Origin of the sequence: Novosphingobium naphthalenivorans NBRC 102051, assembly GCF_001590985.1 — a bacterium.
Taxonomy (GTDB): Bacteria; Pseudomonadota; Alphaproteobacteria; order Sphingomonadales; family Sphingomonadaceae; genus Novosphingobium; species Novosphingobium naphthalenivorans.
On sequence record NZ_BCTX01000024.1, the window covers coordinates 45605 to 64202 of the forward strand.

Genomic DNA, 18598 nt, shown 5'->3' on the forward strand with positions numbered 1-18598 from the left:
GAAATTCGTATTCACAAGAATTGGAGTAACGGTCGTGCTCTTGTCCTCCATGGACTGGCTTATCCCTGCGGTCGGAATGATCGGTGCCGGACTTCTGGCAGGCTTTGCCGGCGGCGTATTCGGCATCGGCGGAGGCTTCATCGTGGTGCCTGCACTGCTGATCATGTTGCCGCTGCTTGGCGGCGATCACTCGCAATATGCCCACATAGCGGTGGCAACTTCGGCAGCCACCATCATCGTTACTTCCATCCGGTCGACGCTCAGCCATCACAAACGCGGTTCGGTCGACTTTGAGGTTCTCAAGAGCTGGGCGCCCTGGATCGTCCTGGGCGATGGCGTTGGCGTCGTGCTTGCCAGCCATGTCGATGGCACCGTGCTGAAGATGATCTTCGCCACCGGTGTGTTCGCGATGTCGATGGTGTTCCTGCTCCCGCAGCTTTCCAAACTGGTCCTGTCCGACCATATGCCGGGCGGCGCGCTTCGCGTCGGCATCTCGGGCGGTCTCGGCGCCTTTTCCGCACTGCTGGGAATCGGTGGCGGCACGATCGCGATCATGGTCATGACCATGTGCGGACGGCCGATCCACAAGGCAGTTGGCACCGCTTCCGGAATCGGTACACTGATCGCTGTGCCTGCCACCATTGGTTTTATGATTGTCGGCTTCCGCGAGCAGGGCTTGCCGTGGGGTTCGGTGGGCTTCGTCAATATGCCGGCCGCCGTCGCCATTGCATCGATGTCGATCCTGACCGCTCCGCTGGGCGTGGCCGCGGCCCATTCGCTGCCGCCGAGCGTGCTCAAGCGCGTGTTCGGGATCTACCTCGTGGTTATCGCAATTGTCATGTTTCGCAGTGCGCTCAAGGCTTGAACGCTGGCGCATTTCATCGGGAAGGAGTTTGTTACAATGCAGGCTGAGGACACCAGCGTTATGGAACGCATTGAAAACAGCGAGATCGGCGAAGACCTGATTTCGCGCGGCTATTCGCGCCGCCAGCTCGGCCGGATCGCAGCGCTGCTGGGCGGCGGGATCGCCCTGGCCGGAAGCGCGGAATCGGCTTTCGCGCAGCAGTCCGCCAGGGCCGTGGCCGGCGCGGTGCGCATCGGTTCGAACGAATGCTGGACGGGCCCGCTCCCGGCCGGTGCCGAAGCGGCGATGCTGATCGTGGCGAAGGGCAACTGGTACGAGCCCAATGGCGAGCACGCCAAGCTGTTCGACGCCGTGTCCAAGGTCGAAGGCGTGCCGGTGGACCGCATTCTGGCCTGGCCGGGTTCGAGCGACCCGCTCGCCCGCACGCCGATCACTTTCGCTTCGCCCAAGCGCGGCATCGTGACTGCCGACCCGACCTATGAATCGATCTGGCGCACCGGCGCCTGGATCGGCGCCAAGGTGACCAAGGTTCCCCTTACGTCTGACTACCGCCACGACGTGAAGGCCATGCTGGCCGCTGACCCCAACGCGGGCGTGTACTACATCTGCTCGCCCAACAACCCGACCGGCACGATCACGCCGATCGAGGACATCCAATGGCTGGCCGAGAACAAGCCCAAGGACGCCGTGCTGCTGGTGGACGAGGCCTATGTCCACTGGTCCGACACCCCGCGCGCGGTCAAGCTGGCGGTCGAGCGTGACGACGTGATCGTGATGCGCACGTTCTCCAAGCTGTTCGGCATGGCCGGTATGCGTCTGGGCCTCACTTTCGCGTCGCCTGCGCTTCACGAGAAGATGATGCGCTACGACGGCGGGCAGGTGACCAACATGCTGCCGATGACGGCGGTCGCTTGCGGCGCGGCTTCGGTGCCGCTCGCCGATCAGATCAAGGCCCGCGCCGCGCAGATGGTTTCCGCGCGCGAAATGGCGATCGCTCATGTTCAGAAGCGCGGTCTCAAGGTGCTTCCGGGCAGCCATGCGAACATGTTCATGGTCGAGTGGAAGGACAAGACGCCCAAGGAAATGATGGCGGCTTTCCTGGAACAGGGCGTGCAGATCGGCCGTTCGTGGACCGCCTATCCGCAGATGTCGCGCATCACCGTGGGTTCGACCGAGGACATGCAGAAGTTCTGCCTGGCTCTCGACAAGATCCTGATGGCCTGACGCCTATATCCCCTGCTTGAGAGGGCGCACTCTGCGTGCGCAGGATACCCGGGCAACTCGTACTCCAGCCGAGTTGTCCGGGTATCGTCTTATGTTGGCAGGATACTTGCTTCTCGCGTTGCCGGCGCGGGCCGAAAGGCCTTTGCGCCGTTGTTTTTGTCTGAATGGCAACATGGATGCGGAGGAGCGAAGCAATATGGCCGATCACAAGGTGACCGTCGAGCAGCTGGACAATGGCAAATGGGCCTGTTTCCTGCACCTGCCCTGGGTCGATGCCCCGGTTAATCTCGGCAAGGAATTCAAGAGCGAAGAGCGGGCCGAGACCTGGCTCGACGTATCCGAGGCGATGACGGCGATCGACGTCATGGTCCGCAAGTACGCGCAGCCCGACAAGGTCTGAGCCAGGCCGGGCGGGGAACCGGCCGCCGTTCCCCGCCCGTCTGCATTACACGGCCACTCCGAAGCGTTCGAGCAGAGCGTCGCGCGCTTCGGAAATGCGGTGATACTGCGCGCTGCTGCCGCCCGCGTCGGGGTGCGCGGTCTTGGCCAGCCGCCGGAAGGCTGCGTTGATCTGTGCGGCCTTGAGCAGGCCTTCCTCCGGCAGATCCAGCGTTTCGCGATGTCCGGCTTCATCGTCCGTGAAGGCGGGGCGCATGATATAGGCTTGCCGTTTCTCGCGGGCCGCCCTGCGCAGATCGACCTGATCCTGCTGCCAGCGCTGGCGTGACATCACGAGGCATTCGCCGAACGCGATCCGGCCTTCGGTTTCCAGCTCATCGAGGCTGAATGGCCCGACGACATCGTAGGGTTCCGCCAGAAAGCCGTGGCCGCCCTCGATCCGCCCGATCGCCACCATATCGAGCACGCCCATCGAGCCGTTCCAGATGACCCAGTCCGGCTCGGCGGTCATGAGGCCTGCCGCGCCGGTTTGACCGGGCCGACATCGACGAGGATCTCGCCGCCCTCCACTTGCAGCGGATAAGGATGCAGTGTGTTGCGCACGGCATGTGTCACGCATTTGCCGTTCACGCTGTCGAAGCCCCAGTTGTGATGCGGGCAAGTCACGGTCTGGCCGTCGAAACGCGCTTCGTCGAGCGGCACGTCGGCATGGGGGCAGCGCCCGCGATAGGCCTTGAGTTCGCCGCCCGCCGGCCAGAGCAGAAGCACGCTTTTCTTGCCGGCGCGGAAGAAGCCCATGCCGCCTTCGCGGATCGCGCTCGTGGGACAGATCGAGGTGAATGCCATTACGGCCGCCTTTCTGCTGGGAATGATCGCTCCCCGGCGATGCAAGGATCGAACCAAGGCGGACCGCGCGGCAAAGTCCCGGAAATCGGATCGCAACCGGCCCGCGGCGTGTCGCATTGCTGACATCTGCGGGGCCGGTTGTCAGCGAAACTGTCCGATTCCGGCGGGTCAATGGGGTGGCACCGGTTTTGCGTGCTCTTGCGCGAAGCAAAGACGCAGACGGATCCACGCCATGCAGAGCAAGCCAGACGGCGATGACTACCTCACCCTGTTCGGCCGCTACCGGGCGGACTTCGGCGATGTTTATATGGAGCCGGAGGACGAGCGCTTCCGGCTGCTGTTCGACCAGATCTGCCGGATACTGACGCAGCCGTCATCGTTCAACCTCAGCCTTCCCGAACAGTTCCGCAGGACTGCGTTCCGCTACCTCGAAGGCGACGAGGCGGTGCTTGCCCATATGCTGAACCCGGAAAACCGCCACTTCATGCTGAGCGACCTGTTCGACTACGTCCATCTCGTGCAGACGATGGGCGGTTCGTGGCGGGGTTAGGCGGTAAACTCATAGTTCGTCGCCCCCGCGAAGGCGGGGGCCCCGCTGTTCTTCCTCAGGCTATGCTGCCAGAAGCGGGATCCCCGCCTTCGCGGGGATGACGTACAGTAGTGATGCAAACTTCTAATTCAGGTGACTAGCCGGCCGCAGAGCGGTTCTGGCAATCGGGCGGCAGCACGCAGATGTCGATGCTGTCGCCGAAGCGCTCCTTCAGGAAGGCGTCGATCCGCACGGCATTGACCGCCGCGACGAAGACGAGGCAGCGCACGCCCTTGGCCGCGCATTCGGCCGTCCAGGCCCGGAAGCCTTCGAAATCTCTGATCGGAACCTGATCGAGCCGTTTGTCGGTCAGCCGGGCATCGCTGTCCGCGATCCAGGCGCAATGGAAATCGTGTTCCGTGGCCAGGATGTGGATCAGGCGGAAGGCATAGCTCGCAACGCCGTAAATCCCCGCCGACACGGCAACGCCCCGGCTTTCGTAATCCCTGAGCGTGTCGAGCACAGTGGCGGTCATGGTCCCCATGTCCATCTCGGCCCGCTCCAGATAGCGGGCGAGGACGGCTTCGGGTTCCGGACGCGACGAGGAGAGCGTGGCGGGGGCCGGCGCCTGCTCCGTCTTGCGGGCCAGGATCACCACTTCGGGATAGGCCAGTGTCGGCGTGACGAGGCGATCGGATTCGCGCGTGGCCACGATCTCGAACCCGGCGCGGATCAAGGCATCGGACAGGCTTGTGATCTCGAAGTGATTGATGTGTTCGAGGTCGAAAGCGGCATAGGGGCCCCAATAGACATCGGCATAGCCGCGCAGGTCCGGCACCGCGATCACGAACAGCCCGTCCTTGCCCAGCACGCCGTGAATGCGGCGGAACTCGGCATTGAAGTCCAGCACGTGCTCGATGCAGTGGGTGGAGGCGATGAGGCCGTAATCGAGATCGGGATAGGCCTTGGTCAGGTCGTAGTTGTGCGCTGAACGGGCACCGCGCTGCGATGCCAGGCCTGAAAACAGCAGCGCGCCGCTGCCCCAGTCGAGCACGTCGGTCTGGGCCCAGCCGATCCCGGCTTCGCGTTCGACCATGTCCAGTACGCCGGTGAAATAGGCATGGTCCAGATCGTGCAGCGCGTCCGTGCGGGTCTGGTGCTTGTTGAAGCGGGTGTAATAGTCGGCATAGGCATCATGGCCCGAGGGCGAGTGGTTGCCCACGAAATGGCAGTCCCGGCACACCGTTACCGCCATATCACCGCTCAGGGGATAATCTTCCGGCACGCTCATCGCCATGTGCCGGGTGATCCAGTCGAGCTCTTGCCCGCCGCAATTGCGGCAGCGCGCCGTGGCGGCTGAAAGGGGCAGTTCGGAGGTCATCTTCATCTCCAGCTTACGTCTGGCGGCCATGCCATCATTTCCCCAATTGCGGGGAGGGGTGGATCGACTTTCCCCGGTAATGGTCATAGCATTGGTTAATTTCGCGTGATGGCAATGGCAGGGCTCTCCCGCAAAACCGGCCCCGGTGTCGCGTACGGTGTTCAGTACGGGGGGTGTTTCAAATGTCTTGTTAACCCTGCTTTTATAGAAATCCGCGACGGCGAGGGCATTGATAGGGGTTAGCGACTGCATGCGCCGGGAAATAGCAGAAAAAGTTCAGCCCAGAATTCAGGCGGCGCGCACCCGGCTGGGTGACGTGGTGCCCTTGCGCACGCCTTATGTCGTGTTCATCGACCCGTCGAGCGCGTGCAATTTCCAATGCACTTTCTGCCCCACCGGGGACCGCGAGCTGATCCGGTCCACCGGCCGTTATCAGGGCCGTCTGGCGCTGGCCGATTTCGAAAAGGCGGTGGGCGACATTGCCGAGTTCGAAGACAAGCTGAAAGTGCTGCGCCTCTACAAGGACGGCGAACCGCTGCTCAACAAGAACCTGCCGGCGATGATCCGCATGGCCAAGGATGCCAATATCGCCGAGTGCATCGACACCACCAGCAACGGCTATCTGCTGAGCGGGGAAGTGGGCGAGAAGCTGGTGGCCGCCGGGCTTGACCGCATCAACCTCTCGATCGACGGCATGAGCGAGGAGCAGTTCCTCACCTTCGCCAAGACCAAGGTCGATTTTCCCTCGTTCGTCGCCAATATCCGCGATTTCTACACTGCCGTTGCCGGCCAGTGCGAGGTCGTCGTCAAGACCACGTCCGAGATCATCGGCGAGGATTTGCACGCCAAGTTCTACGATACCTTCGGCGATTACTGCGACCGCATTTTCGTGGAGAATGCTTCTCCCTGCTGGCCCGACTTCGATGTCGAGGAGCGGATGGACATCTCCATCACCACCGGGCTTTACGGCAACCAGATCGAGGACGTGCAGACCTGCCCGTATCTGTTCTATTCGATCTCGGTGAACTCCGACCTTTCCGTCAGCGCCTGCTTCGTCGACTGGTCGCGCGGGCTCAATGTTGGCACGTTGAAGGAGCGCAGCCTCAAGGACATCTGGACCGGGCCGGAAATGCAGGCGCACCGCCTCGCGCATCTGCAGGGCTTGCGCTCCAAGCACGCGATCTGCGGCAATTGCAGCCAGGTCACGCATTGCAAGGCCGACAATGTCGATGCCGACCGGGAAAAGATGCTGAAAGCGATGTCTGCCCTGCCGGAGGACAGTTTCAGCGCCGCGGTGGCCGGGGAATACGCCGATGTCGGCTGAGGCCGCAAATGTCTTCATGCTGCCGCAGGCCTATGCGCGCGAGACGCTGGCCGACATTCTGCCGCTGCCCAATCCCTTGTCGCTGCAGGTCGATCCGGCCTCGCTGTGCAATTTCAAATGCGCCTTCTGTCCCACCGGTGATCCCAGGCTGATCAAGCAGTCGGGCCGCTCGCAGACTTTCATGGGGCTGGATCTCTACCGGAAGATCATCGCCGACATTTCCCGGTTCGAGCGCAATCTGAAAGTGCTGCGCCTTTACAAGGACGGCGAACCGCTGCTCAATCCGCACTTCCTCGACATGGTGCGCATGGCCAAGGCCGAGCCGCGGATCGAGCGGGTGGAAACCACCAGCAACGGATCGAAGCTGGAACCCGGTTTCAACGAGCAACTGGTCGAGGCCGGGCTGGACCGGATCGTGCTGTCGATCGAGGGGGTGACGGCGGAACGCTACCTCTCCTTCGCGCGTGTCCGCTTGGATTTCGACGCGTTCGTCGAGAACGTACGCCACCTCCATGCGATCCGCGGCGATCTGAAGATCCATGTGAAGACCGTGGCGCAGAACCTCGATTACGCGGCGGGCGAGGACAAGAAGTTCTTCGACACGTTCGGTCCGATCTCGGACGGGATCTATATCGAGAACACGGTGGCTTCCTGGCCGCAGTTCGCCGTCGATGGCGCCGCGCCGGAAGAGACCGACCTCTATGGCCGCGAGACGGTGCGCAAGGCGATCTGCCCTTACCTGTTCTACACGCTCTCGATCAATTCGGACGGCTCGGTCAGCCCGTGCTGCGTCGACTGGAACCGCGAACTGGTGCTGGGTTCGGTCGCGGACGAGGGGCTGCTCGATATCTGGAACGGCGCGGCCATGCAGGCGCTGCGCCGCCAGCACATCGTCGAAGGCCTTAGCGCCAACCCGTCCTGCGCCTCCTGCGGGCAAGTCCATACCTGTACCAACGACAATCTCGACGGGGAGCGGGAGAAGCTGAAAAAGCTGTTCGTCTGATGTCCCGCGAAGCCGATCTTTCCCGCGCCCTCACAAGCGGCCGCTATGCGCTGATCGGTGCCGGGCAGCTGGGTGCGATGTCGCTGGCGATGTGGCCGCAGGACGTGCCCCGGCCGGAGTTCGTTCTCGACAGCCACAAGACCGGGAACCTCGACGGCATCCCGATCGCGCCGCTCGCAGGCCATGTCCGGCGCCCCGGCGTCACGTATCTGCTCAGCGCCTTCAAGATGCCGGCGGAGGAGATTCGCGCGATCTTCGCGGCGCTGGGCCAGAGCGATGTGATCACCGTTTACGATTTCTTCGAGCAGTACACCCCCGCGCTGTTCTCGAACGGCTGGCGCAACCTTGCGCCTTCGGCCGAGGAACAGGCGCGCGCTGCGGCTCTGGGCGCCTGTTTTGCGGACGATCTCTCGCGGCAGGCCTGCGAGGCGGCCTGTGCCTGGCGCTTCCGCCGCGAACTGGTGGACGGCTATCCGGTCGGCAGCGAGGACAGCAAGTATGACCTCAGCCTGTTCGGGCGGGGCGGCTGTCATTACGATCTGATCTACGATGGCGGCGCCTATGATCTCGGCCTGCTCAAGTACCTGACCAAGGCTGGAGTGACGTGGGGCCGCGTGGTGGCTTTCGAGCCCGATCCGGGCAGTGCGGCCATTTGCCTCGAAAATGCACCCGCATGGGAAGCGAAGGATGGGGCGCCTGTCGTGCTCGACCGTCGGGCGCTGTCCGATCGTGCCGGGGCAGGGCGCTTTCTGGCCAATGGCCTGCTCTCCTCGCGCCTGATCGAGGATGACGCCATCCGCCTGCCCGGTCTCGCCGAAGTGGAGACAGTCCGGCTCGACGATGTCGATCACGGCGATGCACCGCGCGTGCTGCTCAAGCTCCATGTCGAAGGCAGCGAACTGCCCGCGCTGCAGGGCGCCGAAAAGCTGCTGCGCGCCTGCGCGGTGGATGTGCTGGCGAACCTGTCGCACGACCAGCGCTCGCTGCTCGACATTCCGCCGTTTCTCGCCGGTCTCGGCCGGCATGATCTGTTCTTGCGGTCCCACGCCCTGTTTGGCGAGGGACTGACGCTGTTTGCCCGCTACCGGGGCTGAGGGAAAACGCATGGATTTCGCAATCAAGCGCGCTGAAATGGCCGAACGCAACTGGGCCGATCCCGCCTGCCGGGCCGCCGTGCAGCAATGGCACGATGCCAGCCGGTCGTTCGATTACCAGTACATGTTCGAATGGATGGGCCGCCCGATCATCCAGGACCCGCAGGACGTCTGCGCCATCCAGGAACTGATCTGGCGCTACCAGCCCGATGCCATCGTCGAGACCGGCATTGCCCGCGGCGGCTCACTGGTGCTCTCCGCCAGCGTGCTCGCTTCCATCGGCTACGGCGAGATGCTGCGCGGCCAGGCGCCGGTGCAGCGCAAGGTGATCGGCGTCGATATCGACATCCGCGCCCACAACCGCGAGGCGATCGAAGCCCATGCGCTGGCGCCGATGATCACGCTGATCCAGGGCTCCTCGATCGATCAGGGCACGTTTGGTGAAGTGAAGCAGGCGCTGGGCGGCATCGAGCGGGTGATGGTCTTCCTCGATTCCAACCACACCCGCGATCACGTCTATGACGAACTGCAGCTCTATGCGCCGTTGGTGCCGAGCGGCAGTGCGATCTTCGTGATGGACACGGGCATCGAATTCGCCCCGGTCGACAGCTTCAACGTCACGCGCCCCTGGGGGCCGGGCAACAGCCCGCTGACCGCTGTCGACGATTTCCTCGCGACAGAGGCAGGCGCAGATTTCTCCAAGGACCTCTCGATCGAGAAGCGCCACCTGCTGACCTGTGCGCCGCAGGGGCTGCTCGTGCGCGCGTAAGGCGGAACGTCAAAGATCCGGTGCATTCAAGGCGAGCGGGATTGCCGCTCTGATGGAGCCTGCGCGAAAGTCCCGAGTCAGGTTTGGCGTTCGGCAACTGGCTGTGCGGCTGGTTCGATCCTGGTGGAAGCGGCATATTACTGAAAACTTATAAATCAAACCGGCCCCTGAGGCCGCTATTCGGCAAGTTCGAAGTACCGCATATTTCAAAATATCTTGTACGGGGATGGAGAGGGATGAAAATTCTGCTATAGGTCGCAGGTATCGGGCTGCTCAACGAAGTGTCCTGAGGTGGGGCTCCAGTGGAAACGGAAAAAGGATGCGGCGCGCGCTGTTCTTTTGGTGGCGACAATCGCGTGCGGCCGTTCTTCCCGGTCTTGCTGTCATTCTTGCTATTGCGTTTTTCCAGACCGTGCCGGTTCCGGTCGTCTCGGATGCGGTCGAACGCGTGGGCTTCATGGTCTTCGATGCCTATCAGCGCATTTCGCCGCGCCCTTACGAGGATGCCCCGGTCCGCGTCGTCGATATCGATGACGAGACGATCCGCCGGTTTGGGCAATGGCCATGGCCGAGGACGGACCTCGCGCGGCTGACGATGGCTCTGGGGGAGGCTGGCGCGGCGGCCATTGCCTTCGACATCGTGTTTTCGGAAAAGGACCGGACCTCGCCGCGCGAGCTTGCCCGCCGCTTCCAGGCCAGCGATCCCGAGGCGGCCCGTGTATTGGGCACACTGCCGGACAACGACGAGCAATTTGCCCGTGTTCTGGCGCAATATCCGACGGTGCTGGGTTTCTTTCTCACGCCGCAGGGAAGGGGAAAGACGGTCGAACCCAAGGCGGGAATGGTGGTGCTGGGCACGCCGCCGTCGTCGGTGCCGGATTTCCCCAATGCCATTACCGCTATCCCGGTCCTGCAGGCTGCAGCCCCCGGCGCGGCCTCGCTGAGCATCGTGCCCGATCAGGATTCGATCATCCGCCGGGCCCCGCTGATCCAGCGGCAGGGCGACATGATGCTGCCGACACTGTCGATCGAAGCGATGAGAATGGCCTTCCAGACCGATTCCGTCCTCATCAAGACGACCGACGGCAGCGCCGAAGGCAGCGCGCCGGGGGATGTGGTCTCGTTGAAAGTGGGCGATATCGAAGTGCCGACCAACGAGCGGGGGGAGATGTGGATGCATTACACGCTCCCGGTTCCGCAGCGGATCGTGCCTGCGTGGAAAGTGCTTTCGGGGAGGCTCGACGCGGACCAGATGGCCGAGCTGTTCGGCGGGCGCATCGTCTTTGTCGGCACCAGTGCCATCGGCCTGCGCGATTTGCGTTCCACGCCGCTCAACAAGGCCGAACTGGGCGTGATGGTCCATGCCGAGGCGGCCGAGCAGATGATCCTCCACAAGTTCCTCTACCGGCCGGACTGGGCCGTGGGGCTGGAACGCACGCTGCTGCTGGTCGCGGGGATCGGGCTGGTGCTCATGCTGCCCTGGCTGGGGGCGACATGGGGGGCGGTGCTGGGGCTTGGCGCCATTTCGCTGATGGGCGGGGGCAGCTGGTATGCCTTCAAGGAATGGGGCTACCTGCTCAATCCGACCTGGCCGATCATGGGGCTGGTGCTCGGCTATCTCGTCGTCACGGTCATGACGTTTTACCGCGAGGAAAAGCAGCGCGCCTATATCCATCAGGCATTCGACAGGTATCTCGCGCCCGAGCTGGTGAAGCGCATCGCCAACGATCCCTCGCAATTGAACCTAGGCGGCGAAGAGCGCGAAATGACCGTGATGTTCTGCGATATCCGCAGCTTTTCCAGCATTTCCGAGGGCCTCTCTCCGGATGAAATCATCCAGTTCCTGATCGCGTTCCTGACGCCGATGACGGATCTGCTGATCGGCCGGAAGGCCACGATCGACAAGTACATCGGCGATGCCATCCTCGCCTTCTGGAATGCCCCGCTGGATGATCCGCAGCACCAGATCAACGCGGCCCGCGGCGCGCTGGCGATGGTGGAAAAGCTGAGGGAACTGAATGCCGAGATGCCACAGCGCCCGGATGTGGTCTGGCCGGGCGACGTCAAGATCGGCATCGGCCTCAACGCGGGGCAGTGCTGTGTCGGCAACATGGGATCGCAGCAGCGCCTGTCCTACTCGCTGATCGGCGATACCGTGAACCTCGCTTCGCGGATCGAGGGGCTGACGAAATACTACGGCGTGCAGATTGCCATCGGCAGTTCGCTGGCGTCCGCATTGGCCGGGTTCGCCATGGTTGAGCTCGATCTTGTCCGGGTGGTCGGGCGGGACGCGCCGGAGGCTGTCTTTGCCCTGCTGGGGGATGAAGCGCTGGGGGCCGATCCGGCGTTTCAGGCCTTCGCGGCGGGGCATGGCGCGCTGCTCGCGGCCTATCGTTCGCAGCATTGGGATGAGGCCGAAGGTGGCCTGAATGCCCTGGCCGCATCCGCCGCCGCTTACGGATTGACCAAGCTTTACGGCATTTATCACGATCGCATCGCCGCCTGCCGCCTGGATGAGCCGGGGCCGGACTGGGACGGGGTGTACCGTGCGGAAAGCAAATAAGAACGCTCAATGGGCTGAAGGAGCCAAGACGATGTGGGGAAGAAATGCGGTTGGCGTATGCCGGAGAACCGGGGCGGTTGTGGCCGCGCTTGTGGTGTCCGCGGGCTGGGCGGGCCTGGCACATGCACAGGAAGCGCCGGAGGGGAGCGCCGCCGATCCGGCTGTGAATGCCGCGCTCGTGAAGGATATCGAGGCGGAAACGGATGAGTCTGCCACCGAAGCGGGGGCGCTTTCGCTTTCACAGGCCAAGGCTGCGAAAGGAGACCTGACCGGTGCTGCCGCCGTGCTCGAACGCTACTTGCTGATCGACAGGAATGCCGTGGAGCCGCGCGCCGAGTATGCCGTGCTGCTGTGCCGTCTCGACGATGTGTCCAGCGGCCAGTTCGAAGGGGCCAAGCTCGCGAGCGAGGTGCCTGACAGCGAAGCGCTGGGCCGGGTGAAAGAGGCTTGCGGCGGAGTCGCCGATCTTTCCGAATATACCGCCAAAGGGGAGGCACAGTGATGCTGCGCAACAAGGCACGAACCGCCACTGTCACAGTGGCAACCATCGCCAGTCTGCTGGGCACGGTTCCCGTCGAGGGACAGGAAGTCGTGGGCGTCAATTCCGCTGTGCGCAACGACGTCAAGGTGCGCCGCGATCAGCGATCGGATTATCGCCCGGCTGTGGTCAAGGAGAAGGTCTCGCTGGGCAACCAGGTCAACACCGGCAGTGCCAGCGCGCTGCAGGTGACGCTGCTCGACAAGTCGAACCTCACGGTCGGACCCAATGCCAACTTCACGGTCAACCGCTTCGTTTACGATCCCAGCCGCAAGGCGAGTTCCGTGGGCGCTTCGGTGGTGAAGGGGACATTCCGCTTCATGTCCGGCAAGGCGAAGAAGGAAGGCGGCAATGCGGTCCAGACGCCGGCTGCCACGATCGGCATTCGCGGCACCATCTTCGAAGGCGCGGTGGGTGAGGACGCCATGATCATGGCCGGTCAGCAGGGGCTTTCGCTGCCCAGGAAGACCGATCCCAAGACGGCGACCATGGTCGTCCTGCGCGGTCCGGGGCCGAAAGCGCAGATGGGCGAGCATCCCGGCATGATCGACGTCAGCGCGGGCGGCAAGACCGTGACCTTGAGCACGCCCGGCATGGCCGTGTTCATCCCTTATTCCGGAGCAACCCCGATCGGGCCGTTCCGGATCAACGAACCCACGTATTCCTCGTTCGATATCGTCCTGCGTACCACGCCGGCGTCCTTTGCGAGGACTCTGGCAGGCTTGCAGGGCACGACGTCCACCGGTGCGTTTGCATCCACGGGAAGCACCGGCAAGCCGAAGCCGCCGATGTCCGGTTCCGGTGGCGCGATGTCCGGGGCCGGCCGTGGAGCCGGACTGCTGTCCATTCTTGCCCCTGCGGCCGTGGGGGTCGTCACCCTTGTGGCTGTGATCGACGGGGGCGGGAGCAACAACAGCAGCGACAGCGGTCAGCCCGCCAGCCCCTGAGCGCAGGCGGGGATGTTCCCAAGGTTGCGTGTCGCCATGCCCGTGCCCCGGTACAAAAAGGGTCGGCATGGCGGCGATCTGCACCGCGCGATCTCGCGCAGCGTGCTGAACTACATTGTATGAACAGGGAAACTGGTGCCGGTTAGAGGATTCGAACCCCTGGCCTGATGATTACAAATCAACTGCTCTACCAACTGAGCTAAACCGGCATGCCTTGCGGCGAGTCCGGCGCCCTTACCGGAAGGCAGGGGCGCCGGTCCAGTCGTTTTGTGATGGCTCCGGTCAGAATACCGCGTGCGGTGCGTCCTCGTGCATCATCGCCTGGCGCACCAGCGGGATGGCGGGGCCGCCGTAGCTGAGGAACTGGTCGTGGAAGGCTTCCCAGGCCTGGCGGCCTCCGCGCGTGGCGGTCCAGTCGTGGCGCAGCTTCAGGATCATCAGCTTGCCCAGTGTGTAGTTGAGATACGCCGGGTCGTACGTGCCGCGCGCGGCCTGCTGTTCGGCATTGCCTTCATCGATGTAGCACTGGTCCACGAACATCTTTTTGGACTCTTCCTGCGTCATGCCGCGCGCGTGCAGGCCGATCGCGGAGAGGAAGCGGCAGTCGCGCAGCAGGGCGTTCGAAAGCTGGCCGATGTGGACTTCCGGCTTGCCATTGCCGAGCCCGGCATCCCACATCATCTGCTCGGCATAGTGCGCCCAGCCTTCGGCAAAGCCGTAGCCGACGAACAGCTTGCCCACGATCGTGGGCGCCTGGTTCGAATGCAGGAACTGCAGGTAGTGGCCCGGCATCACTTCGTGCACGCTGGTGAACAGCAGGTCGTCCTTGCCGGGGATGTAGTCGAGCTGCTTCTGCCTGGGCCACGAGGGATCGGGCGGCGAGATGTAATAGACCGAGGTCGGGTTGGTTTCGAGCGGCCCCGGCGGGTCCATGTAGGCCGAATTGGCGCGGTTGTAGGGCGGGCTTTCCTCGACCGCGGCCATCTTGGTGCCGGGGATCGTGACGATGTGGTGCTCGCGCACGAACTGGGCGAGTTCCGGGATCTGGCGGCGGGCCTCGGCGACGGGGCCGTCCGCGGGCTTGTCCGCGCTCATCTTGGCGACGCATTCGGGCACGGTCTGACCCGGCGCATACTCGGCACAGGCCGCGACGAGGGCATCGCGATTGCGCTTGAGATCGGCGCGGCCGACAGCTTCCAGCTCATCGAGCGGGGCATCGACCGCTTCGGTGGCCGCCAGCATCTGCGAGAAGCGCTCGGCGCCTAGGGCATAGGCCTCGTTGGCAGGCGCCTTGGCGAGCCAGTCCGCCAGATCCTGCATGGCCGCGCCGGCCTTTTCGGAGGCTGCCTTCATCCGCGCCTGCAGCGCCGCGTCCTTCACATCGGCGAAAGCCGCGCGCGCATCGCCCCGGTAATAACCGGCGAACCCGCCGAAGGCATCGCTGCCCAGCTTGATGAAGCTGGCGGGCATCGGCGTCTTGAGGTTGGCGCGGATCTGCGCGGCGGCGGCCGGCACGGCTTCCATGAATGCGATCATCGCCTTCATGCGGGTCGCCTTGTCGGCATAGGCACGGCTGACATAGACGTTCGGATCGAGCCCGTTGTTGATGTAGTAGGCGGGGTTGGTGTGGGGCTGGTCGGCATCTTCCAGCCAGAACAGCTGCCCCTTGGCGACTTGCACCAGATAGGCCCGCTCGAAGGCCTGATCGGGCGTGAGATCCTTGAACTTCGCGGCATTGGCGATCAGGCCGTGCAGGAAGTCTCCCTTGGCCTTGAGCCCGGCGGGGCTCCAGTCGGGCAGCTTGCCGTCGTACTGGTGCGCGCCTTCATAGACCGCGAAGCTGGGGTCGATGGAGAGCCACTTGCCGATCGTGGCCGTGACGAAGCTGTCCCACGCCGAAACCTTGGTGACGGCATCTGCGGGTGCGGCGCTAGGGGTAACGGCGGGGCTTGCGGAAACCGCTGAGGTTCCCAGAGCGAGGCAGGCGAGTCCTGCCAGCAGTTTGGCTTTCATAGGATGGATTGCGTCCCTGTCGGTTTGCGGAGCGGCGCCCGAACCGGGGGGAGGGGCGCCCTCGATGACAGGCGTTGTGGGCTATTGCGCGCCGAAGGTCCAGCCCTCGGTTCGGGCAAGCTGCGGTGTCAGTTCGGCAGGCGTCCAGAGCGCCGCTTGCGGGGCGGCAGTGCGCAGCCAGGCGGCCGTCAGCAGCGCGTCGGAGGAATGGTCGTCGATCGGGCCTTCTGCGCATACCGGCGGAGAGCCGAGCGCACAGAGGGCCTCGTTGAGCGCGGCATAGCTGGTCATCTTCGCGCGCGACGCGCTGCGCCCGGCAGCGACGGCGGCCAGCGTGGTATAGATCTCGACGATCACCGAGCCGGAACCCGGCAGCGGATCGACCGGCCAGACCGGCACCTGCCCGCGCAAGCGGTGGAGCAGGCGCATCCCGGTGAGGCTGGACTTGCCCACTTGCGCCGCGCCGACGAGGTTGAAGTTCGAATAGGGCTTGCACCCCGCGCGAGCCTGTGCGGTTTCGGTCACGCGCATCCGGCCGCGCTTGTCCGGTGCGCCGGGCAAGTGGAACCGCGCTCCCTCGCGTCCGCCGTGGCGGCGGAAATAGGCGCTCAGGTCCGGGTGATCGACGAAGCTGCTTGCGGACAAGTGCGGGTCGTGCGCGCAGATCGCGTCGATCAGGGCCCAGAGGGCGGGAGCGTCTGATGGGCTCGCCGCCCATTCGGGAAAGAAGGCGCCGGCATCGGAAAAAGGCAGGGAGATGCCGAGGTCGAGGCCGATCAGCGTGTCTGTGGGGCACGCATTGAGGAGCAGGTCCAGCACTTGCGCGCGCGACCAGTGCCGGTGTTCTCCCGGTTGGAGCAATCGGGGGGCTTCACCCGCCGCATCGCAAAGGGCCACGGCAATGCCCTTCTGGCGGGCGCCGACCGCGCCGGACCAGTCGATCGCCATGAAGTGGCGGAAGCGGCCGGGTGTCACGGGTCCTGCCGCTCGCCCCGTTTCCGGTTCCACCATTCGATCCGCTTCTTCACTTCGCGTTCGAAGCCGCGCTCGACCGGGTCGTAGTAGGTCTGCGGCGCCATTCCCTCCGGCCAATAGTTGTCGCCGGAAAAGCCATCGGGGGCGTCGTGGTCGTAGGCGTAGTCCTTGCCGTAGCCGATGTCCTTCATCAGCTTGGTCGGTGCGTTGAGGATGTTTGCGGGCGGGCTGAGCGAGCCGGTTTCGCGGGCCGATTTGAACGAGGTCTTGAAGGCCATGTAGGCCGCGTTCGATTTGGGGGCCGTGGCGAGGTAGAGGCAGGCCTGCACGATCGCCAGCTCGCCTTCGGGCGATCCCAGGAACTCGTAGGCATCCTTGGCGGCAAGGCACTGCACCAGTGCCTGCGGATCGGCGAGGCCGACGTCTTCCGAGGCGAAGCGCACGAGACGGCGCAGCACGTAGAGCGGCTCCTCGCCAGCCGTCAGCATCCGTGCAAGGTAGTAAAGCGCCGCCTGCGGGTCGGAGCCGCGCAGCGATTTGTGCAGGGCCGAGATCAGGTTGTAGTGCCCGTCGCGGTCCTTGTCGTAAACCGCGACGCGGCGCTGCAGGAAGCGGCCGAGCCCGGCCGGATCGAGCGGTGCGGGAATTTTCGCGGCGTAGAGCGTTTCGGCCTGGTTGAGCAGGAAGCGCCCGTCGCCATCGGCCGAGGCGATCAGGGCCTCGCGCGCATCGCCGTCGAGCGGCAGCGGGCCTTCCAGCGCTTCGGCCTTGTCGAGCAGCGTGCCCAGCGCTTCGCTGTCGAGCCGGTGCAGGATGAGGACTTGCGCGCGGCTGAGCAAAGCCGCGTTGAGCGCGAAGCTGGGGTTCTCGGTCGTCGCGCCGACCAGCGTGACCGTGCCGCTTTCGACAAAGGGCAGGAAGCCGTCCTGCTGGGCGCGGTTGAAGCGGTGGATCTCGTCCACGAAGAGCAGGGTGCGCTGGCCCGCCTTGGCCATGGTCTCCGCCTCGGCGAAGGCTTTCTTGAGATCGGCCACGCCCGAGAACACCGCGCTGATGGCGGCGAAGCGCATGCCCACCGCATCGGCGAGCAGGCGGGCGGTGCTGGTCTTGCCGGTGCCCGGTGGCCCCCACAGGATCATCGACGACAGGCGCCCGGCCGCCACCATCCGCCCGATCGCGCCTTCGGGCCCGGTCAGGTGCTCCTGTCCGATGACATCGGCCAGCGTGCGCGGGCGCAGGCGGTCGGCCAGCGGGGCATCCTCGCGCGGTTCGTCCGGGGCGGAGGCAGGGGGCAGGTCATCGGCGAAAAGGTCGGCCATGGGGGCTGTCTAGCGAATATCGGCGGCGATTGCATCGGCGGATGCAGCGGCATATCCTGCCGGTTCCAGTACAAACCGGGGAGAAAGCGCCATGAAGGCCGCAACACGGGCCAAGGCATCATGGCTGTTCTGGGCGATCGCCGCACTTTCGCTCCTGTGGAACGCCTTCGGCTGCATGGACTTTACCCTGACAGTGACGCGCACGCCCCCATACATGGCGCAGTTCCCGCCGGAGATGGTCGACTGGCTCGATACCCAGCCGACATGGACGCTGGTGCCCTGGGCCTTGGGGGTTTGGGGCGCCCTGGCGGGATCGCTGCTGCTGCTTTTGCGATCGCGCCATGCCGTCGCAGCCTTCGCCCTGTCGCTGGCCGGGCTGGCGGTGAGCCAGATCTGGCAGGCCCTGTCGGACATGCCGGAGAGCATGACGACCCCGGCCGCTACGGGCATGACGGTCACGATCTGGATCGCGGCGCTGGTTTTGCTTTGGTACGCGGTCCGGATGCGCGGGCAGGGTGTGCTGGGTTAGCTTTGGGCGCACACACGGAAGTCTGGTCAAACTCCGCTCGTCCTGAGCTTGTCGAAGGACGCTGGCGCAGCGCCATGCTCAACACCCTTCGACAGGCTCAGGACGAGCGGAACGTGCTTGGGGTTCCGCGGCCTTTGCCCTACAGCGAGCTGCGCAATATCTGCATCACCCTCCCGTTTGTGTCGAGCGAAGTCGAGACACACCAGCGTCAGGTCAAGGTGTCTCGACTTCGCTCGACACGAACGGAACCGGCGCAGATTAAACGCACGATGCCCTAGTC

18 protein-coding genes and 1 tRNA gene are annotated in these 18598 nt (G+C 64.4%); 12 read left to right on the forward strand and 7 right to left on the reverse strand.

Annotated elements, in window-relative coordinates:
* Nucleotides 1-49: 49 nt before the first annotated feature.
* The 3 genes from NN5_RS09835 to NN5_RS09845 all read left to right on the forward strand — a co-directional run bounded on the left by NN5_RS09835 (nucleotide 50) and on the right by NN5_RS09845 (nucleotide 2489).
* The gene (locus NN5_RS09835; RefSeq protein WP_157081082.1) at nucleotides 50-865 is read left to right on the forward strand and encodes a sulfite exporter TauE/SafE family protein; all 816 of its coding nucleotides are present in this window, start codon (nucleotides 50-52) and stop codon (nucleotides 863-865) included.
* 60 nt (nucleotides 866-925) lie between these two features.
* A complete protein-coding gene (locus NN5_RS09840) occupies nucleotides 926-2089 on the forward strand; it encodes a pyridoxal phosphate-dependent aminotransferase (protein WP_067734121.1) in 1164 nt (387 codons plus the stop codon).
* Nucleotides 2090-2285: 196 nt separating this feature from the next.
* Nucleotides 2286-2489 (forward strand): hypothetical protein, encoded by a 204-nt coding sequence (locus tag NN5_RS09845; RefSeq protein WP_067734122.1) that lies wholly within the window; start codon nucleotides 2286-2288, stop codon nucleotides 2487-2489.
* 45 nt (nucleotides 2490-2534) lie between these two features.
* Here NN5_RS09845 and NN5_RS09850 read toward each other — a convergent pair whose 3' ends face one another.
* Nucleotides 2535-2999: a J domain-containing protein gene (locus tag NN5_RS09850; protein WP_067734101.1), complete on the reverse strand. Its 465-nt coding sequence runs from the start codon at nucleotides 2997-2999 to the stop codon at nucleotides 2535-2537.
* Nucleotides 2996-3334: a Rieske 2Fe-2S domain-containing protein gene (locus NN5_RS09855; RefSeq protein ID WP_067734102.1), complete on the reverse strand. Its 339-nt coding sequence runs from the start codon at nucleotides 3332-3334 to the stop codon at nucleotides 2996-2998. Before NN5_RS09855 ends, NN5_RS09850 begins: the two co-directional genes overlap by 4 nt.
* 232 nt (nucleotides 3335-3566) lie before the next feature.
* Here NN5_RS09855 and NN5_RS09860 point away from each other — a divergent pair, with 232 nt between their 5' ends.
* Nucleotides 3567-3884 (forward strand): hypothetical protein, encoded by a 318-nt coding sequence (locus NN5_RS09860; RefSeq protein WP_067734103.1) that lies wholly within the window; start codon nucleotides 3567-3569, stop codon nucleotides 3882-3884.
* Between the two features lie 136 nt (nucleotides 3885-4020).
* On the opposite strand, the gene NN5_RS09865 is transcribed toward NN5_RS09860, so the two are convergent.
* The gene (locus NN5_RS09865) at nucleotides 4021-5274 is read right to left on the reverse strand and encodes a class I SAM-dependent methyltransferase (protein ID WP_067734104.1); all 1254 of its coding nucleotides are present in this window, start codon (nucleotides 5272-5274) and stop codon (nucleotides 4021-4023) included.
* A gap of 220 nt (nucleotides 5275-5494) precedes the next feature.
* On the opposite strand from NN5_RS09865, the gene NN5_RS09870 reads away from it, so the two are divergent.
* The 7 genes from NN5_RS09870 to NN5_RS09900 all read left to right on the forward strand — a co-directional run bounded on the left by NN5_RS09870 (nucleotide 5495) and on the right by NN5_RS09900 (nucleotide 13482).
* Entirely contained in the window at nucleotides 5495-6568 is a 1074-nt protein-coding gene (locus NN5_RS09870) for a radical SAM/SPASM domain-containing protein (protein WP_084384863.1), read from the forward strand.
* Nucleotides 6558-7571: a radical SAM/SPASM domain-containing protein gene (locus NN5_RS09875; RefSeq protein ID WP_067734105.1), complete on the forward strand. Its 1014-nt coding sequence runs from the start codon at nucleotides 6558-6560 to the stop codon at nucleotides 7569-7571. Before NN5_RS09870 ends, NN5_RS09875 begins: the two co-directional genes overlap by 11 nt.
* The gene (locus NN5_RS09880) at nucleotides 7571-8665 is read left to right on the forward strand and encodes an FkbM family methyltransferase (RefSeq protein WP_067734106.1); all 1095 of its coding nucleotides are present in this window, start codon (nucleotides 7571-7573) and stop codon (nucleotides 8663-8665) included. Before NN5_RS09875 ends, NN5_RS09880 begins: the two co-directional genes overlap by 1 nt.
* A gap of 10 nt (nucleotides 8666-8675) precedes the next feature.
* On the forward strand, nucleotides 8676-9434 hold the full coding sequence (locus NN5_RS09885) for a cephalosporin hydroxylase family protein (RefSeq protein WP_067734107.1): 759 nt from the start codon (nucleotides 8676-8678) through the stop codon (nucleotides 9432-9434).
* A gap of 412 nt (nucleotides 9435-9846) precedes the next feature.
* Complete coding sequence (locus NN5_RS09890; RefSeq protein WP_169800972.1) at nucleotides 9847-11997, forward strand: CHASE2 domain-containing protein; 2151 nt, start codon at nucleotides 9847-9849, stop codon at nucleotides 11995-11997.
* 31 nt (nucleotides 11998-12028) lie between these two features.
* Complete coding sequence (locus tag NN5_RS09895) at nucleotides 12029-12499, forward strand: hypothetical protein (protein WP_157081083.1); 471 nt, start codon at nucleotides 12029-12031, stop codon at nucleotides 12497-12499.
* Nucleotides 12499-13482, forward strand: a complete 984-nt coding sequence (locus NN5_RS09900; RefSeq protein ID WP_067734110.1) for a FecR family protein — start codon at nucleotides 12499-12501, stop codon at nucleotides 13480-13482. The genes NN5_RS09895 and NN5_RS09900 overlap by 1 nt, the downstream gene beginning before the upstream one ends.
* Nucleotides 13483-13615: 133 nt before the next feature.
* Here NN5_RS09900 and NN5_RS09905 read toward each other — a convergent pair.
* The 4 genes from NN5_RS09905 to NN5_RS09920 all read right to left on the reverse strand — a co-directional run bounded on the left by NN5_RS09905 (nucleotide 13616) and on the right by NN5_RS09920 (nucleotide 17789).
* Nucleotides 13616-13691: transfer RNA gene (locus NN5_RS09905), tRNA-Thr, on the reverse strand.
* A gap of 73 nt (nucleotides 13692-13764) precedes the next feature.
* Nucleotides 13765-15495, reverse strand: a complete 1731-nt coding sequence (locus NN5_RS09910) for a DUF885 domain-containing protein (protein WP_067734111.1) — start codon at nucleotides 15493-15495, stop codon at nucleotides 13765-13767.
* 81 nt (nucleotides 15496-15576) lie between these two features.
* Nucleotides 15577-16443, reverse strand: coding sequence for a hypothetical protein (locus NN5_RS09915; RefSeq protein ID WP_084384867.1), 867 nt, complete (start codon nucleotides 16441-16443; stop codon nucleotides 15577-15579).
* Between the two features lie 23 nt (nucleotides 16444-16466).
* A complete protein-coding gene (locus tag NN5_RS09920) occupies nucleotides 16467-17789 on the reverse strand; it encodes a replication-associated recombination protein A (RefSeq protein ID WP_067734113.1) in 1323 nt (440 codons plus the stop codon).
* A 91-nt stretch (nucleotides 17790-17880) separates the two neighbouring features.
* Between NN5_RS09920 and NN5_RS09925 the strand changes: the two genes are divergently transcribed.
* Complete coding sequence (locus NN5_RS09925) at nucleotides 17881-18318, forward strand: hypothetical protein (protein ID WP_067734114.1); 438 nt, start codon at nucleotides 17881-17883, stop codon at nucleotides 18316-18318.
* Nucleotides 18319-18598: the final 280 nt, after the last annotated feature.

Coding starts and splice junctions, on each gene's coding strand:
- NN5_RS09835 (WP_157081082.1), top strand. CDS start 50: ATGGACTGGCTTATCCCTGCGGTCGGAATGATCGGTGCCGGACTTCTG.
- NN5_RS09840 (WP_067734121.1), top strand. CDS start 926: ATGGAACGCATTGAAAACAGCGAGATCGGCGAAGACCTGATTTCGCGC.
- NN5_RS09845 (WP_067734122.1), top strand. CDS start 2,286: ATGGCCGATCACAAGGTGACCGTCGAGCAGCTGGACAATGGCAAATGG.
- NN5_RS09850 (WP_067734101.1), bottom strand. CDS start 2,999: ATGACCGCCGAGCCGGACTGGGTCATCTGGAACGGCTCGATGGGCGTG.
- NN5_RS09855 (WP_067734102.1), bottom strand. CDS start 3,334: ATGGCATTCACCTCGATCTGTCCCACGAGCGCGATCCGCGAAGGCGGC.
- NN5_RS09860 (WP_067734103.1), top strand. CDS start 3,567: ATGCAGAGCAAGCCAGACGGCGATGACTACCTCACCCTGTTCGGCCGC.
- NN5_RS09865 (WP_067734104.1), bottom strand. CDS start 5,274: ATGGCCGCCAGACGTAAGCTGGAGATGAAGATGACCTCCGAACTGCCC.
- NN5_RS09870 (WP_084384863.1), top strand. CDS start 5,495: ATGCGCCGGGAAATAGCAGAAAAAGTTCAGCCCAGAATTCAGGCGGCG.
- NN5_RS09875 (WP_067734105.1), top strand. CDS start 6,558: ATGTCGGCTGAGGCCGCAAATGTCTTCATGCTGCCGCAGGCCTATGCG.
- NN5_RS09880 (WP_067734106.1), top strand. CDS start 7,571: ATGTCCCGCGAAGCCGATCTTTCCCGCGCCCTCACAAGCGGCCGCTAT.
- NN5_RS09885 (WP_067734107.1), top strand. CDS start 8,676: ATGGATTTCGCAATCAAGCGCGCTGAAATGGCCGAACGCAACTGGGCC.
- NN5_RS09895 (WP_157081083.1), top strand. CDS start 12,029: ATGTGGGGAAGAAATGCGGTTGGCGTATGCCGGAGAACCGGGGCGGTT.
- NN5_RS09900 (WP_067734110.1), top strand. CDS start 12,499: ATGCTGCGCAACAAGGCACGAACCGCCACTGTCACAGTGGCAACCATC.
- NN5_RS09910 (WP_067734111.1), bottom strand. CDS start 15,495: ATGAAAGCCAAACTGCTGGCAGGACTCGCCTGCCTCGCTCTGGGAACC.
- NN5_RS09915 (WP_084384867.1), bottom strand. CDS start 16,443: ATGGCGATCGACTGGTCCGGCGCGGTCGGCGCCCGCCAGAAGGGCATT.
- NN5_RS09920 (WP_067734113.1), bottom strand. CDS start 17,789: ATGGCCGACCTTTTCGCCGATGACCTGCCCCCTGCCTCCGCCCCGGAC.
- NN5_RS09925 (WP_067734114.1), top strand. CDS start 17,881: ATGAAGGCCGCAACACGGGCCAAGGCATCATGGCTGTTCTGGGCGATC.